Below are 14,694 nucleotides of genomic sequence, written 5' to 3' on the forward strand. Positions count from 1 at the left end.
TTCTGTCGGCTGAATTTTTCTAACAGTTTTTTCAATTTTTGCTGTTCTTTTCAGCACTCTATAATGTTTTTGATAAGAGTTTTTTTTCAAGCATATAGTAATTATTTATTAAAAAATGGCTCTTTGCTGATTTCTTTATCTAAGTTATCGAAAATATTGTTTCAAAATTCTTTAAACCTTTTTTCTCGTTTTTCTGCTTTTTGATATCTCTTTTCTTTGGCATCTTCGTTTATATCATTGTAAAGTAAGAAATTATGATAATTAGTTCGTGCTTCCTCTTTGTAATTCTCTAACCTTAGAAGGAAGTTTTTTAATTCTTTTTGATATTCATATTTTATTTTTCCGCCGCTAAATCCTTTAAGCAAAGTTCATTTTCCATTTATCAGTAAAAATAATCTGTCTTGTTCTTCTTGGTTAAATATTTTTTGTCAACTGGGGATATAACCTAATAATTGGTGTTCGGGTTCATTACAGAATTCTTCTCACATATAACTATTGAGTTCTTTCTTTCCCTCTTTGCCGGAGTTTTCCCATTTTTTTCCATAAAAGGCCCTAGCCATATTCCCTATTATTTCGTGGTAATTAGGATAGTAGATGTCTCTGTGCCAGAGAATTAGTTCTTGTGCCTTTTTTGGTAGTGATTCAAAAATTATTCATCCAGTGTTTTTTTTCTGTTCCTTGGTCAACTCATCTCATTCTCTTTGGCTTAGTCACTTTGTCTGTTTTTGTATAATGAATTGTAGATATTTAACGTCATATTATTAGTTTTTACACTACTTTCGCAAAACCTTACTAAAATTACCATATATGATAAAAGCGACCGATGATTATCTGGTCTATAACCGCAAGGGAACATTCCTAACTGAGAAAGGCTATTTAGTAGGTTTGAAAATGAAACTTTGACAGTTCCCTAATGTTAAAACAGCAGACTTCCCGCAAGGATATAGATTGAGTTGAATCGTCCTTAACTTATTTAACAAAAAAGAACGGATTCTATTTGATAACCACGACCAGAAACCACCGCGTTATCATATTGACGATCACCAAGAATTTTTTAATTGAAAATCATTAGCCGAAACCGAAAAAATGTTTTGACAAATGGTTTATCAGAAATTTGGCTATTTTAATTATGAATAATAAAATTAGTAAGCAAAAGACTTTTATTTTTAAATATGACCCTCATTTCTCTCCTAAACAAATGTTTAGCGAGTTTAAAGAGGCCATTCAGGGCAAAAAGTATATTCAACCGGAAAATGTTATGATGGCAAATGATTTATCAACCATTCACCGCATAATTAGCAAGGCTCGTTTAAAAGTTTTTGCGAGCATAAAATCATATCAACCAGCCAATATTCATGAATTAGCCCAATTATTACACCGGGATTATACTAATGTTTGACGGGATTGCCAAGTGTTAGCCAATTGTGGAATTATTGAACTCAAAGAAAAAGGTAAAGAGACGAAGCCAATTGCCCTTTACGAGCAAATTGTTTTGGATTTTCCAGTGAGTAAGGAAGTGTTGACAAGGAGGAGTGAAGATTTGGAAGTGGGAGTTTAGTATTTTACAGCCAGCGAATATTTTTTATTTACCAAAATGCTTTTCTACAACCTCCCCAATCTCCTATATTCATTAAATTTGGCTCTCCGTAATGGTTTCATTCCTGTCTTTTTCTCTTCCAAACAACTTCCGCACAACACTTTCTCCACCACACTCAATCCTCAAAACCTCGGGTCATTCCTATTCCTAATCACCCTTTTTTTACTGGCGACAGAAATATATCCCTGACAGCCTTCACAACTCGCAAAATGGTCACTATCCACCCTTATTTTTTCACTCTTTTCACAAGCACATTTTTTTAATTTCTCTTGTCATCTCTTTAAATTGTCATTTACTAGTAAATAGTGTTCTTTCGCTTCCTGCTCCAAGCAATCGCACTTCTTTAAATGCTCCTTATCTTTTAACCATTCACCGGCACACTTATAATTTACCGGTAAGCACTGAAACTTGGTTAATCATTCAGTCAAATCAATCCCCTGTCGCTTTTTATACCAGTTTTGTTTCTCTAAAAAACTAATCGCACCCGAAGCACCACCCTCTTTTTTCATGCGGCAAGGTTGACATACTAACCGATTATTTTCATATAAGGAATAGGCGTCAACCTCTTTACTACCACATTTCGGACATCCTGGATAATTCCTTAATAATTGGTATTGCTTAATTTGGTCTTGCCTTTCCTTAACCTTTTGCTGATAAAATTGCTGGTAGTCAGAATAGTCCTTGGCTCTGGTTTGCTTTCTCTCATAATAGCACCAGCAACAATAACTCTTTCACTCACTATCTCAGTCAGTTAATAATTGGCAAGGTTTCCTCTGTCTACATCCAGCACAATAATAACTCCTAAATTGGTGCCTTTTCTTTTTAAACTCTTTTCAATTTCACTCCATTTTCTTTAAGTCCTATATTTCCTATGTAATTAATTAAATATAGTGGTTATATAAGGTATTTTATATGATTTACCACCGCCTATGGAGATATAAAAGAAAGTTGCAAAGAAAATTTGTCCACTTTTTGCCTTTTCAACTGACCTTTTTCAGCCTTATTTTAATAACCTTTTTGACCTTTAATTAAAAAGTTTGTTTTTAGAATAAAAGTGTATTTACCATATTTCAGCCAAAAAAAAGGGGGGGGTTTGTTGGCTTTTTTTGCGTTGCTAGAGGTGGAAATTTGGCAGAATTGGGAAATTTTTTTTGGTTCTTTTTTTTTAATCCCTATTTTCTATTATGAATAATGCAATTTCGTTCTTACTTAGTTAAGCAAGAAATAAAATATAAAAATATAATATTATGACTGGTAAAAATGCTAATATCTATTTTTCAGAAAAAACTTATGATAAATTACGGCAAGTGGCGGGTTCAAAAATTAGTCGCTTTGTCAATGAAGCGGTGGAGGAAAAGATTCAACGAGAGAAGCAGCAAGAAAAGCAGGAATTTCAACAAAAACTTATCGCTGATTATCAATCCATAGCCAGTAGCAAAAAAAGACAAGCCGAGGATGAAATTTGAGACGAAACTTTAAATGATGCCTGAGAAAATTAATAACCAAGAATTCCCCAAAGAGGGTGAAATTTGGCTAGTAAAATTTGATAAACTGAAAGAATTTTCTAAAACTTATCGCCCTTGTTTAGTAGTCAGCAATGATACACAGAACCAATTTGATAAAAATGTAGTAGTAGCAGGATTAAGCATGGACGAAATGGAGCGGATTCGAATGTTTGAAATTTTTATTGAGGCTACTCCGGAAAATGGCTTAAAAGGACCTAGTAAAATTTGCTGTAATTATCTCCATACGATTAATAAAAAGTTGAGGTTGGTTGATAAGCAACGCCTTGGAGTAGTCAGTCCCGAAATAATGAAAAAAGTCAAAAAAGCCTTAAAAATAACGCTTAATTTGGGGGAGTAGTATGTTTTTATCAAAAAAAGAAAAGTTTTCGTGACTTTCTCTATTATTTGTTTTAACGCTCTTTTGGCTACCTCAAATTTAACAAAAAAAAAAACCAAAACCCAGCAATTTTACCACTTCCTAAATGGTGGAACATAACCGATCTGGCTAACCTGTTCTTGCTGATCTAATCCACTACCACAATGTCTACCCAATAATTTACATTTTTCACAAAGTTCTTCTATATGACCTTCTAACATTTTTTTACCATCCCTTTCATTCTCAAATTTATCAAACTCTTTTTTATAAAAATTGTAAATTAATTTCTGTTTAAATCTTTCTTCTAGAAACTTGTCTAGTAGTGTTTCCACATCAAACTTAGCATATTTTTTACATTTTAAGCATTGTAGACGATATTTTTTTAATATTTCTACTTGTTCTTCTTTGACTTTCAAATCAGCATTACATAAGGAAGAAGAAAATTTATGCCCGCATTGACAGGACAAACTTCAATAGAATTTAATCCCTCGTTCCCAGCCATTCTTTTTGGTCAAAATTTCTTGTCAGTTCAAGTTTTTGATTTGGTGTGAAGTTTTTACATGTTCCAAGAATTCTGGAAAATCATTAAATCCTACTCCGCATTTACAGAGAAATTTGTAATAAATTTTCTTTTTGGCTTCTTGAAAGGTTTTTCTTTTATTCTCGATTTTTTTCTCAAAATTGGAACTATTTGGTTTTTTCTTTTCTTGTAAGAGATGAGGGGTAATTGTTAATTTTCTTTTGATTTTTTGCTGGATGAATGTCCTTTGCCTTGTCAGGAAGAGAATGGGAAGTTTTGCGATAGTAGATTTAAGCATGTTATAATTTTAGGTTTATTTTAATTTAATCTGATAAGTAACAAAAGAGATAGAATTTTTAGGAACTAATAATTACTGTTTAAATACTGAATTAATTCCATAGTTATTTCCTCATTCATTTTTCCTTCACTTAAAGAACTAAACAAAGCCCTTTTAAAAGCACCGATATCAATTTGACTCGTTGGCATATAACTTCCGCCATGATTAGAACATTTAAAAGAAAAGTTTTTTATGTCCTCAATTAGCGAGCAACCATTACATTTAAGACGAGCCTGATTGGATATCTGAAAATTACCACCACAATTGGCATGATGCCAATCGAAAGCCGTTGTATTACTACAATTAGACCCTAAACACCGTATTTTTAAAGGTGTGAATCTTTCATTTATACTTCTTTCTGCCGAAGCCTGATACATTGGTCCGTAGATTTTGGGACTGCTTATATCAGTGTAATTGTCAAACTCAAAATTATAACTGTCGGATATTTTTTGTTTTATTTCGGTTTCGACTGAATTTTGTTCTAAATATTTAATTTCTTCGGTTTTTGGTAAATATGTGTTTTTCATTTTAGTAATAATTGTAAAAATAGGGGGGGTTTTTGAGGCTCCTTGTTTTTGTTTTTTTATAGATAAACTTATCACCTATTAGCGTGATTTCTCAAATACATAAGCAAGTCAAGCACTAAATCATCATTATTCAATGTCTTAGCAACAATAGTCAAAAAATCCATTCACTCACTAGAACTTGTAGAATGATACTCCCCCCCATGAAAGGAACGGTTAGAGCAGGCAATTCTTCAATTTTGCATGTTATCAACTGAACCACAACCCTTACATTGAATACGAACTTTATTAGATATTTCTAATTGACCCCCGCATCCTACTGTATGAGTTAAATTAGAAGTAATTCTATTATTACAACCAACGGTAGGGCAAGGTCCTCTTAAATCAACCCAATTTTCTCCATATTGACAACTACATCGCGGATTACTCCAATTACAGGGACCGTAACCCTTTATTGTTCCTAAATCCTCATTAACTAGATCATCGTAATTTAATTGTTTATTTTGTAAGACTTTACAAATTCCTCATAAGAGGGAATTTCTGTATTTATTTCTTTAATTTGTTCTCTTTTTTGTAATTTTCTATTAGATATGTATTTTTTGGCATAGTTTTATTATCTAATTAATTAATTTCTTTTTTCGTATTTTTTTCACAAAAGTGAGAGTTTTTTTTTGATAATTTGATAAATTAGGGGAGCAACTTTACACTCCCCTATTTAACTACTTACTTTTTAACACTTTTCTAAATAATCTTTTTTTTACCACCACTACACCTCCGATAATTAGAATAGTAATTATTCCTAAAATACCGAGGAATCTACCGGTGCTGATTTTATTATCAGGTTGGGTATGAGTAGCATTTTCTACTCCTTTTAAACTATAATTTTTCTCATTACCATAATTAGTAGGCAAGATACTGGAAGTCGCCCAGGAAACTCATGATTGACAATTATTTAAAGCAGTTTCAATTTCAGTTCATTCCTCGTTAGTAAATCTTTGATAGGGATGTAAAAATTGTCCTATTTCACTTTCAACATACGGTTTTTGGGCTTGCTTGTGGACGAGCCAATTATTACCGTTAATTAACTTAATCTCTCAACTATTTACATCACTTTTTATAGTTTCAATTATTTGACGATCTTCATCATTAATCTTTAAGGCATCATTAATTTCGGCTAACTCTTTATCATCAAAATAATCTTTTCGGTAAAATTTATTAGACAGATTTATTAATCCTCCGGTTAAGTCATAATCCTCATCAACACTTATCTGAACTGTTTTACGAATAAGAACTTTACCTTTTTCTCCTCCATCAAAGTCCAAGGTTATCACTTCTTCTCTAATTTCTCATTCATCTGCATTCTTTCTAATGTTATTAATCAATAACTTTTTTTCTAACTCTTTCGCTCAAATTTCTAGTCCTTCACGAGTTTCTCCGTATTCAGGAGATATTTCACCCTTCAACTTTCTCAATGCTATTCCATATTGCTTATTTAATTCTAATGTCTCCTTGACTTCCGCTCACTCTGCTTCACTAAATTTCTCTTTGCTATGTATCAAAGTTCCGATTTCACGATTATTATTTCCTCGTGCGGAACTATGAATAAGATATTCATTTCCTTTTATTGGTTCAATTCTCCAAACGCTTGGATTATCCGCAAATTCTTTAATTACAAAACTAATTTCATCATCAGTTAAATAAGTCTTGTCTAAATAAACTCTATTTTCAGATAAGGTATTTTTTATCTCAAACTTCTGTTGGACTTTAAAGGAATTTCACTTGTAGACTGGATTGTTATTAAAGTTTAATTTTCCTTCTTTGAAATCATTTAGCCGAGTACCTTGACGAATAAGCATAATTTCTTGCTTTTTCGCTCTGCCAAAATTGTCAATTTCAGTAGTAATTTTATCGACTTTATCCGAGAGGAGACTGCCTGGTGGAGTACCACCATCACCGGAACTTGCTGATTGTTGGTCTTTTTGGATAAAGTGATGAAAATTTTTATAACTATTAGCAACTATTCCAGAAATCTGGTCAAAAATCTTTTTGCCTTGTTCCTCATTACCACTACTAAATTTACTTTCAATTTTTATATCTTTATGAGTTTTATTTTTAAGTAATCTTTCTTGTTCTCTTCCTTTATCCAAAGGAATTTGAATAGCAGCATAAAAATTATTCAGTCGTTCAGCATAATCAGGAGAATTAACATCCAAAACTTCCTTTCTATTCATTACATCTTCCATAATTTTTTCCCCATTTCCTTCTAGTATTTCATTAAATCCAAACAAAATAAGTTTTAATCTTTCCGGACAATTATTAACATCAATTCTCGTAGCACTAATTCATCGATAAAATTCATCTTTTAATTCATCATGAAGAAATTTTGGATTATCTTCTAAAACTTGTCTAAGTCCAAATAACGTAACAGATAAAGATTTTTCTGCTTTTTCTGGCTTGCCAACAATGTCTTTTCTTATAACACCATTATCTTGAATTTGCTTTCTGGCATCTCAATCAGAATAATAACCTGCTATTTCAACATATTTTTCTAAATATTCCATCGTTGTGTTAAAGATATTATGAACTGTTTTTCTTTCGTGAGCAGACAAAGTGATTGACTCTTGCATTAAAATTTTTTGTTGACTTTCATTTTCGTCTTGTTGCGGATTATATCCGTATTCATTATTTATATCTTTTGGCATAATTTACTAAAATTTTCTCTTATTTTCAGGTTTTCTTAATCATATTAATAAGTCAAGAATTAAATCATCATCGCCTCATAATTTGCCAGCAGTAGTCACAACATCTGTCCATGTTGAAAAAGATGCTCGTGAGTATTCTCCTTTATGAAATGAATGATTAGAACATTTAAATCGTCAATTACTCATAAGATTAGTAGTGCAATATGACTTTTCACATCTAATATTAGCATGATTAGATATTCATATATAACAACTATCTGTCGAATGAACTCAATTAGAACGAGATGTATTTCCACAACCATCCGCAGGACAAGGCATATAGAGTTTTATGTATCTTTCGCCATCTTCACAATTACAATCACTTCTTGGACAACTACATTTACAATGAGACTTTTTATAAACACAAGGACCATACCCCTCACTTTCTCAAACCTCGCCACCACTTAAATCATTATAATTAAGATTGCTATCACTCTTATAATTCTTTAAAAATTCCTCATAACTAGGAACTTTATATTCGTCTTTTAATTCCGCAACTATTTCGGTTGCTGGTATAAGATTTTCTTTAACCATATTTTTAACTTTTTTTAAATATTTATTTAATTTCTTATTTGCTAATTTTAACAGCATTAGCCAACTGCTTCTTTATAAGGCAATCCAGCAAGCAGTAAACTTACTTTATTGTCGTGATTGGTTTTTTAAATTTCTAACTTCTTTTGTCGCGACTATTGTCGCTGGACTGGATGTTCCCAAATATAGAGAACTAGTTTTGTTTGTGTGTTTACCATGATATTTCTGTTTCATATACTTTTATGTCTCTTTAATTATATTTTACATATTAATTAATTCAAAAACCTCAATTTTTAGAAAAATTTTCTAATATTCAGAAAAAAAATGACAACAAAAATAATCATATGCCAACACTAAATTTAAAAAACATAACCATCCAACAAAAACAAGACACAAACAAAAAAACTTACTATTTAATAGTAGATAAAGACACCGATAACGCTTATTTTTGCTTCTCAGGAGCAGTAAAAAGTGGCTGGGAGGACTTAATTACTGATTATCAAAATATTTGTGAAGTAGAATTAGAATTTAAAACCAACGAACGGGGGAATAACAAAGTAATTAGTTTGTATGCTTTTAGAGAAGGAGAAATAATTGCTTAATATGTTCTTGGCCGTTCTAAAAGGCTTAAAACTACCATTAAAATTATTGGTTGGATTAGTCCGAAAAAAACCTAAAAGAACCAAATTAGAACAAAAATGCCATCAACATGTGCGAAACTTCTCCCCAACCCATTATAGCTGACAACAAAGACCGGGCAAAAAAATGACTAAAAAACAGAGAGAATATTACAAAAAAAGGAGGAAAAAGAATAAAAATAATTATTATGAGAGAAATATTACTAATAAAAACCAGTGAAAGCCAGAAAATAAAGGCTCTGCTCGACCAAAATAATACTGATTACGAAATTGTTTATAAAGACACAATCAGTATAAGCGAGGAGGAAATTTGACGCCACGATGCTTATTTAGCCAGCCAAGATAAAGAGCGAGAACAGGAATTAAAAGAGTGAGACAAAGTAACCAGCAAAATAAATGACGAATAATTATAAACGAGGACAAATCTATTGAGTAGATTTTAGTGAATTAGAAGGGGAAAACAAATCCAGCGGAACCGAAATAAACGGCAAAAAGCGACCCATAGTGGTTATCTCTAACAATTTTTATAACGAAAAATCCTCTCGCATAGCCAGTTTACCATTATCTAGCAAAGTAAAAAATATTAGAATTTTTGAATTATTTTTGGGAAAAGTAGTAATTAACGACCCCAAAAATAGAGAAAGTAAAGTCATGATCGACCAAATAAGAGTAATTGACAAGGCTAAATTAAGAGAAAAAGGCGGTGAATTAACCCCCAAACAAATGACCGAAATAGAGGAAATATTAAAAAAGTTTTTAGAATTAACCGAGAAAATAAAGGCCAAGTTATAAAGCAAAACCTTAAAATTAGAAATATAACATGGTAAACGCCCAACAATTCATCAATCAACTAAAAAATAAAGAAAAAAAACTCTCTTTTAATATAACGCACGAGGAATTGGAAGGAGAATTATATTTGACTGAATTCACTAAATTAAAATGATTAAATTGCTCGGAAAATGAACTTACTAGTTTGAATTTAAGCCAAAATAATGATTTAGAAAGTATTAATGCTTCCAAAAATAAACTTAAAAATTTAGACTGATTAGCCAATTTGTCCCAAAAAGCGAAATTAAAATCACTTAATTTGTTTGGGAATGAGATAGGGGAGGTGGATTTTGCTTGATTATTCAATAATTTTCCTAAATTAGAGAAAATTAATTTAAGCGGTAAACCTCTAAAAACGAAAAATTTGGATAATTTAAGCAACGAGCATTTTGGAAAGTTGGTAAAAGGGATAAAAGATAAAAAAATCAGAATTAATTCTTATAAAGGAACAATCAATATTGATGGACTTGCTGGAATATGCTCAAAAATTAGCCAGCCAAGGGAATCAACAACAGCAACAAAACGCTCAATATTTACAGACGCTTATTCAACAGGGTGGTTCACCTGTTAAAACGGAGGATAATAAGCGGTCCGGCAATAATGTCCCACTTTTGGTGGGCGGATTGGTTGTTTTTGGAATTGTGGCCGTGATGATTGGTTATTTATTAGGTAAAAGGAGAAAAATTAATTATGAATAAGAGAGAAATAGGAAAAATTAAAAGGAGGATTTTTTATGGCTGGCGGAATTCTTTCGGCCATCCATCTCCATTCTAAATGAAGGCTTGGTTGAGTTTGGTCTCTAATACTGGGACTTGTTTTTATCACTATTCTTTGGCTAGGTTTGTCATGAATTATAAAAAAAGCATTTTGGTAAATTAAAATATTCGCTGTTGTAAAATACTAAACTCTAACCTCCAAATTGTCATCCCTCCTCTTCTCCAAAACTTTCTTATTAACTGGAAAATCCAAAACAATTTGCTCGTAAAGGGCAATTGGCGGTTAACTCCCTTTTTTTCTTCCCACCAATGTTATGGTAACTATGCTAAAATAATATATTATGACCACTATCCAACAATGATTAGAGGAAACTAACTCCAATAAAGAAATTGTAACCGAAATCAATTTAAACACCCAAAAAAATAAAGACATTACCCCAGTTATCCAATTAACAATCAGTGATTATCCTAACTTAAAAAAAATAGAAAGCGACTCCATTAAAAACATCCAAAAATTAATTCTAAGCAACTTACCCAATTTAACCACCTTTCGCTGAGTCAAAAGTGAACTCAATAGTATAGAAATAATTAATTGCCCTCAACTAGCAGAATTTCGTTGTTACAACAATAAATTAACTGATTTAAATCTAATTAACTGCCCTAATCTGAAAGTTGTTGATTGTTCTAATAATTTACTCACAAAAATAGAACTACCTTTAAAGGCGAAAAAACTAGAAAAATTGTATCTCGGCAACAATAATTTTCCGGAGCAAGATTTATCCCTGTTCAAAGATTTAGTGAACTTAAAAGAACTAAGTATTGGTAACTATAGAAACACCAACTTAAAAGAAATAAGTGCTGGAAATTATGGTAAAAACTTAATCCGCCAAGATTCTTATAACCGTTTCCATGGTTCCTTAGAACCACTAGCCGAATTAACTAAACTAGAACTTTTAGAAATTAATAGCACCGATATTGATAACGGTTTAGAATATTTGAATGATGCTGTTATCGTTTATTGCTTAGCAGAAGAAAACAGTAAAGTCAAAGATATCTACGAACAATTAGAACCCTATAATGATAGCGTACAAGCCTGACAACAGGCTAATCCTAATTTGGTAATAGCGGCTTTACGCAAGCAATTAAAGAAAACTAGAGAGGAAAAAACGCAACTAGAAGAGCAACTGCAAGCTGAAAAAGAAGAATTTAAGAAATTTCAAGATAAAAGTGTGGAATACCAACAAGCACGGGAAAATAAAATAGAAGAATTAGAACAAGAAAATACCCACTTAAAAGAGCAATTAAACAGTCTGCAGCAGAACCAAGTTGAAATCAATACTAGTCAGAAATAATTATTGCAGTTTTAAAGTGCAAAGCCAATTTTTACTGATTGCCTGATTCAGATAATTTTCTTCCTCGAGGTTTATATTTCCCTTCCCCCTTTTCATTAAATCCATATTTATTCGGCTCCATCCTGCCGTAAGCATACTTCTTAAAAGGAGAATTAATTAATTTTTTATGAAATGCTAAATATTCTAAATATCAAGGATTATAATCATGTCCTTCTCATTGTCGGTATTTACTGATTATTTTCTGGTGTTCTTCATAGTAATTTATTAGTTCGTACTCCTCAATTAAAAAAACTTCATACTTATCTCGCAAATCATACATTTTCTTAATTATTTTTCTTTCTGTCAAAGCAAACTTTTTTTCAAAAGCCGTGATATGTCCGACTTCGTGTGGGTTAGTCTCAAAGAACTCTTTTTTGCTTCTTAAAGTATATCAAGGAATATAAATTATTTGCTTAATGCCGTCGGTCCAACCTCATTTTCAGTTGTTCGACAAAAGAGGGGTGTTAGTAGGAAAAATAACTTTTGCTCTTTTTCTAGGGAAGCAATAAGAAATCATTTTTTTTGCTATTTCCTTATGTTGGCTTTCTAATTTTCGAGCCGAGCAAGCAAAAGGACAGTTGGCTCCTTGATTAGGGATAAATGTTGACTTACAACTAGGACAATTTTTTACTAGTTTTTGCTTTTTTTCATCTCAAAAATACATCTAACTACTTATTTATTACTAAATACTTTATGCGAGCTCGATCCAGAGAATTTATTAATTCTTTAATATTTCTGCTTTTGGGGGAAGATTTGGCTTTTAAATTGGCTTCTGGTCTATAAATTTCATAATCAACCTTTTCTCTTTCTAAAATTTTTTTTACTTTTTCTTGCTGGTTGGTTTTGATTAGAATTAGAGAGCTGGGGTTACTTTTAAGATTCTTTTTCTTTCCACTACCTAGTTTTTTCTTTCTGTCTTTCATACCTTCGTAATATTTTAATAAAAAACTAAAAATTCCTCATTACCAATCTTTCTCCAGCCTAATTCTGCCCAGTTTTAGGAGGGATTTCTATTTGTGCTTTGTATTCCTGGATTGCTGTCTCTCCTTCGATTAATTTCTTATTAACCATGTCAATGAACATTTTGGATTCATCTCGGAAAGTAGTTATCGGGTTATCAGAGTAAGTAATTTTAATGGGCAAATGTTTATTTTCCTCAGTAGGCACTAAAATATAAAATTTTTTATCACTTTTTACTGTTTTTTTATAATCAGCAGTTAGTGTAATGTATTGCTTATTTCAATCTCATTTTTCCCTTTTGCCGGTAAATTCCAATCCCTGAGGAGTTATCTTTAAATCTTCGAACTGGGCTGCCACTCCACCACATCCTTCCACACTAGTAGTGCCATCCGTTTGTATTCTTGGTATTCATCATAATTCTGGTTCATTGCGGCGTTCTCCTATTCAAATCAAAGGCTCATTAGGAAATCCTTCTTGAATAGCCACTTTCATCATATCTAGCAGAGCCTCCTCCAATTCTTCCTCAGCATATTTATGGTCCATTTCTTTATACTTAACTCTTATTTTATCACCATAGGGCAGCAAACCTAAGATAGAGTAAATACCGTCCAGAGCCACTGTTTGCTTACGGTGTTTGATAGCATCAAGAGCTTGGCTTAATCTGAGACTAATATTTTTTTCTCTTTGCACATCATGACCTCAGCCGAGCGGGGTGACAAATATTTTATTGTTTAACTGGATCCACGAATTATCTCAAGAACTTTTTTGCTGAGTGCCTCCTCAAATATTAGCCAATATCCGTCCATCTACTAAACCATCGTCAAACATGAAAATAGTTTGCTTAGAAAGCAACCCCTCTTGAAAGGTCCAGGAACGAGTGAACCAACTTGAATTAACTATTTTTGAAATAATATGTTTAGCAAATTGAAATTTATTTTCTTTATCCACTTTTGCATCAATTTTGGCATTGACAGCGATTAAAGTCACTGTAGAATTATTATAATAGATCTTTTGCTTTTTAACTTCTTGACCTTTTTCTTGAGAATCTCCTTGATTAATACAATAATTATCGATTCAAATGTGATGTAGACTGGCCTGGTTTTGATTAATCAGACCTAAAGTTTGGGTAGCTTTCTGTGCAGCTTTGCGGCCTAATTTAGTCAATTTTACTTGATAAGATTGACCATCACTTTTTAGTACAGTTAACTCACTTTTATTCTCCCAATCGGTTCCTCAAACATAAGAGAGAATGGCATAATCTTGCAGATCACTTCTATTTTTTGTTTCTTCTACTTTTTTTTCCTTTAGATTATAAAGTCGGAGGGGCAATTGTTCCGCAGTTGTGGGTTGGATTTCAGATGATTTTTCTCAACTAAATGGCCGAGGATCGCGGAAAGTAAAGATAGAGTAGTTTAAATCGGTCAGAGCTGGGAAGGTTTCTTTATTTAACTCGCTTTTTAAATATTCCGGAGTGGTGGTTACTATTTCTAAGGAATCTTTTGAAACATTGCTGATTGCCTTTTTTTCCACCAGTTCCGAGTGAGATTCTCGCCAAACAGACAAGTTGTTTCCGCAAACAATCAATTCTTCTTCCACTTTTTCGTCGCGATTAACTCATTTTAAGTTAGGTGGTAAATATTTTAAGTCGTACTCTATATTAGTATTACCAATATCAAGCACTTCTAAATTAGTCATATTTTGGATGAATTCCAAAGAGCCATTAAAATTATTTTGTCTTAGATAAAGTTCCTTTAAATTAGCTAGGTGACTAAGCCAAGTTGGATTTTGTGATGGAAAACTATTTTTAGAAATAGTTAAACTTTCTAATTTAGTTTGTTTACTGATATTTAAAGAAGTTAAGTTATTGCTATTACAAATTAATACTTCTAAGTTAATAAAATCACTTAAATCTAACTCTCCCTCTAAATTTTTGTTACTAATATCTAATTCAGTAACTTGTTCTCGTTTTTCTTTAGTATCATATTTTCTTTGGCTTTCTAGCCAGATTTGGGCGTTTACCATATTTAGTT

18 protein-coding genes are annotated in these 14,694 nt (G+C 31.9%); 9 read left to right on the forward strand and 9 right to left on the reverse strand.

Annotated elements, in window-relative coordinates; all coding sequences use genetic code 4:
- Positions 1-101: 101 nt before the first annotated feature.
- Complete coding sequence (locus tag DHMRE_RS00135) at positions 102-560, reverse strand: hypothetical protein (protein ID WP_195909703.1); 459 nt, start codon at positions 558-560, stop codon at positions 102-104.
- A gap of 247 nt (positions 561-807) precedes the next feature.
- Between DHMRE_RS00135 and DHMRE_RS00140 the strand changes: the two genes are divergently transcribed.
- Positions 808-1,137, forward strand: a complete 330-nt coding sequence (locus tag DHMRE_RS00140) for a hypothetical protein (protein ID WP_195909704.1) — start codon at positions 808-810, stop codon at positions 1,135-1,137.
- Positions 1,130-1,558, forward strand: a complete 429-nt coding sequence (locus DHMRE_RS00145) for a hypothetical protein (RefSeq protein WP_195909705.1) — start codon at positions 1,130-1,132, stop codon at positions 1,556-1,558. The genes DHMRE_RS00140 and DHMRE_RS00145 overlap by 8 nt, the downstream gene beginning before the upstream one ends.
- Before the next feature lie 44 nt (positions 1,559-1,602).
- Here the strand turns inward: DHMRE_RS00145 and DHMRE_RS00150 are convergent, their stop codons facing one another.
- Positions 1,603-2,445: a hypothetical protein gene (locus DHMRE_RS00150; protein WP_322632037.1), complete on the reverse strand. Its 843-nt coding sequence runs from the start codon at positions 2,443-2,445 to the stop codon at positions 1,603-1,605.
- A 399-nt stretch (positions 2,446-2,844) separates the two neighbouring features.
- On the opposite strand from DHMRE_RS00150, the gene DHMRE_RS00155 reads away from it, so the two are divergent.
- A complete protein-coding gene (locus DHMRE_RS00155) occupies positions 2,845-3,096 on the forward strand; it encodes a type II toxin-antitoxin system CcdA family antitoxin (protein WP_195909707.1) in 252 nt (83 codons plus the stop codon).
- Positions 3,077-3,460 carry a type II toxin-antitoxin system PemK/MazF family toxin gene (locus tag DHMRE_RS00160; protein WP_195909708.1) on the forward strand — a complete coding sequence of 128 codons (384 nt, stop codon included), beginning with the start codon at positions 3,077-3,079 and terminating at the stop codon, positions 3,458-3,460. The genes DHMRE_RS00155 and DHMRE_RS00160 overlap by 20 nt, the downstream gene beginning before the upstream one ends.
- A gap of 110 nt (positions 3,461-3,570) precedes the next feature.
- On the opposite strand, the gene DHMRE_RS00165 is transcribed toward DHMRE_RS00160, so the two are convergent.
- The 4 genes from DHMRE_RS00165 to DHMRE_RS00180 form a co-directional block, all read right to left on the reverse strand.
- Positions 3,571-4,296: a 3CxxC-type zinc finger protein gene (locus DHMRE_RS00165; RefSeq protein WP_195909709.1), complete on the reverse strand. Its 726-nt coding sequence runs from the start codon at positions 4,294-4,296 to the stop codon at positions 3,571-3,573.
- Positions 4,297-4,361: 65 nt separating this feature from the next.
- Positions 4,362-4,862 (reverse strand): hypothetical protein, encoded by a 501-nt coding sequence (locus tag DHMRE_RS00170; protein WP_322632038.1) that lies wholly within the window; start codon positions 4,860-4,862, stop codon positions 4,362-4,364.
- A 716-nt stretch (positions 4,863-5,578) separates the two neighbouring features.
- On the reverse strand, positions 5,579-7,561 hold the full coding sequence (locus DHMRE_RS00175; protein WP_195909711.1) for a hypothetical protein: 1,983 nt from the start codon (positions 7,559-7,561) through the stop codon (positions 5,579-5,581).
- A 6-nt stretch (positions 7,562-7,567) separates the two neighbouring features.
- Positions 7,568-8,134 (reverse strand): hypothetical protein, encoded by a 567-nt coding sequence (locus DHMRE_RS00180; protein WP_322632039.1) that lies wholly within the window; start codon positions 8,132-8,134, stop codon positions 7,568-7,570.
- 341 nt (positions 8,135-8,475) lie between these two features.
- Here DHMRE_RS00180 and DHMRE_RS00185 point away from each other — a divergent pair, with 341 nt between their 5' ends.
- The 5 genes from DHMRE_RS00185 to DHMRE_RS00205 all read left to right on the forward strand — a co-directional run bounded on the left by DHMRE_RS00185 (position 8,476) and on the right by DHMRE_RS00205 (position 11,665).
- Positions 8,476-8,733 carry a hypothetical protein gene (locus DHMRE_RS00185; RefSeq protein WP_195909713.1) on the forward strand — a complete coding sequence of 86 codons (258 nt, stop codon included), beginning with the start codon at positions 8,476-8,478 and terminating at the stop codon, positions 8,731-8,733.
- A gap of 107 nt (positions 8,734-8,840) precedes the next feature.
- Positions 8,841-9,176: a hypothetical protein gene (locus DHMRE_RS00190; protein ID WP_195909714.1), complete on the forward strand. Its 336-nt coding sequence runs from the start codon at positions 8,841-8,843 to the stop codon at positions 9,174-9,176.
- Positions 9,166-9,561: a type II toxin-antitoxin system PemK/MazF family toxin gene (locus tag DHMRE_RS00195; RefSeq protein WP_195909715.1), complete on the forward strand. Its 396-nt coding sequence runs from the start codon at positions 9,166-9,168 to the stop codon at positions 9,559-9,561. Before DHMRE_RS00190 ends, DHMRE_RS00195 begins: the two co-directional genes overlap by 11 nt.
- A 28-nt stretch (positions 9,562-9,589) precedes the next feature.
- Complete coding sequence (locus DHMRE_RS00200; protein ID WP_195909716.1) at positions 9,590-10,168, forward strand: hypothetical protein; 579 nt, start codon at positions 9,590-9,592, stop codon at positions 10,166-10,168.
- Positions 10,169-10,654: 486 nt separating this feature from the next.
- Positions 10,655-11,665: a leucine-rich repeat domain-containing protein gene (locus tag DHMRE_RS00205; RefSeq protein WP_195909717.1), complete on the forward strand. Its 1,011-nt coding sequence runs from the start codon at positions 10,655-10,657 to the stop codon at positions 11,663-11,665.
- Between the two features lie 31 nt (positions 11,666-11,696).
- Here the strand turns inward: DHMRE_RS00205 and DHMRE_RS00210 are convergent, their stop codons facing one another.
- Genes DHMRE_RS00210 through DHMRE_RS00220 form a run of 3 tightly spaced genes read right to left on the reverse strand, consistent with a single transcriptional unit; the run spans position 11,697 to position 14,686 of the window.
- Entirely contained in the window at positions 11,697-12,368 is a 672-nt protein-coding gene (locus DHMRE_RS00210) for a hypothetical protein (RefSeq protein ID WP_195909718.1), read from the reverse strand.
- 4 nt (positions 12,369-12,372) lie between these two features.
- A complete protein-coding gene (locus tag DHMRE_RS00215; protein ID WP_195909719.1) occupies positions 12,373-12,627 on the reverse strand; it encodes a hypothetical protein in 255 nt (84 codons plus the stop codon).
- Between the two features lie 58 nt (positions 12,628-12,685).
- Positions 12,686-14,686, reverse strand: a complete 2,001-nt coding sequence (locus DHMRE_RS00220) for an HET domain-containing protein (protein WP_195909720.1) — start codon at positions 14,684-14,686, stop codon at positions 12,686-12,688.
- Between the last annotated feature and the right edge of the window lie 8 nt (positions 14,687-14,694).

It is taken from the genome of endosymbiont DhMRE of Dentiscutata heterogama (assembly GCF_002888635.2).
Classification (GTDB): Bacteria; Bacillota_I; Bacilli_A; order Mycoplasmatales; family CGIF01; genus CGIF01.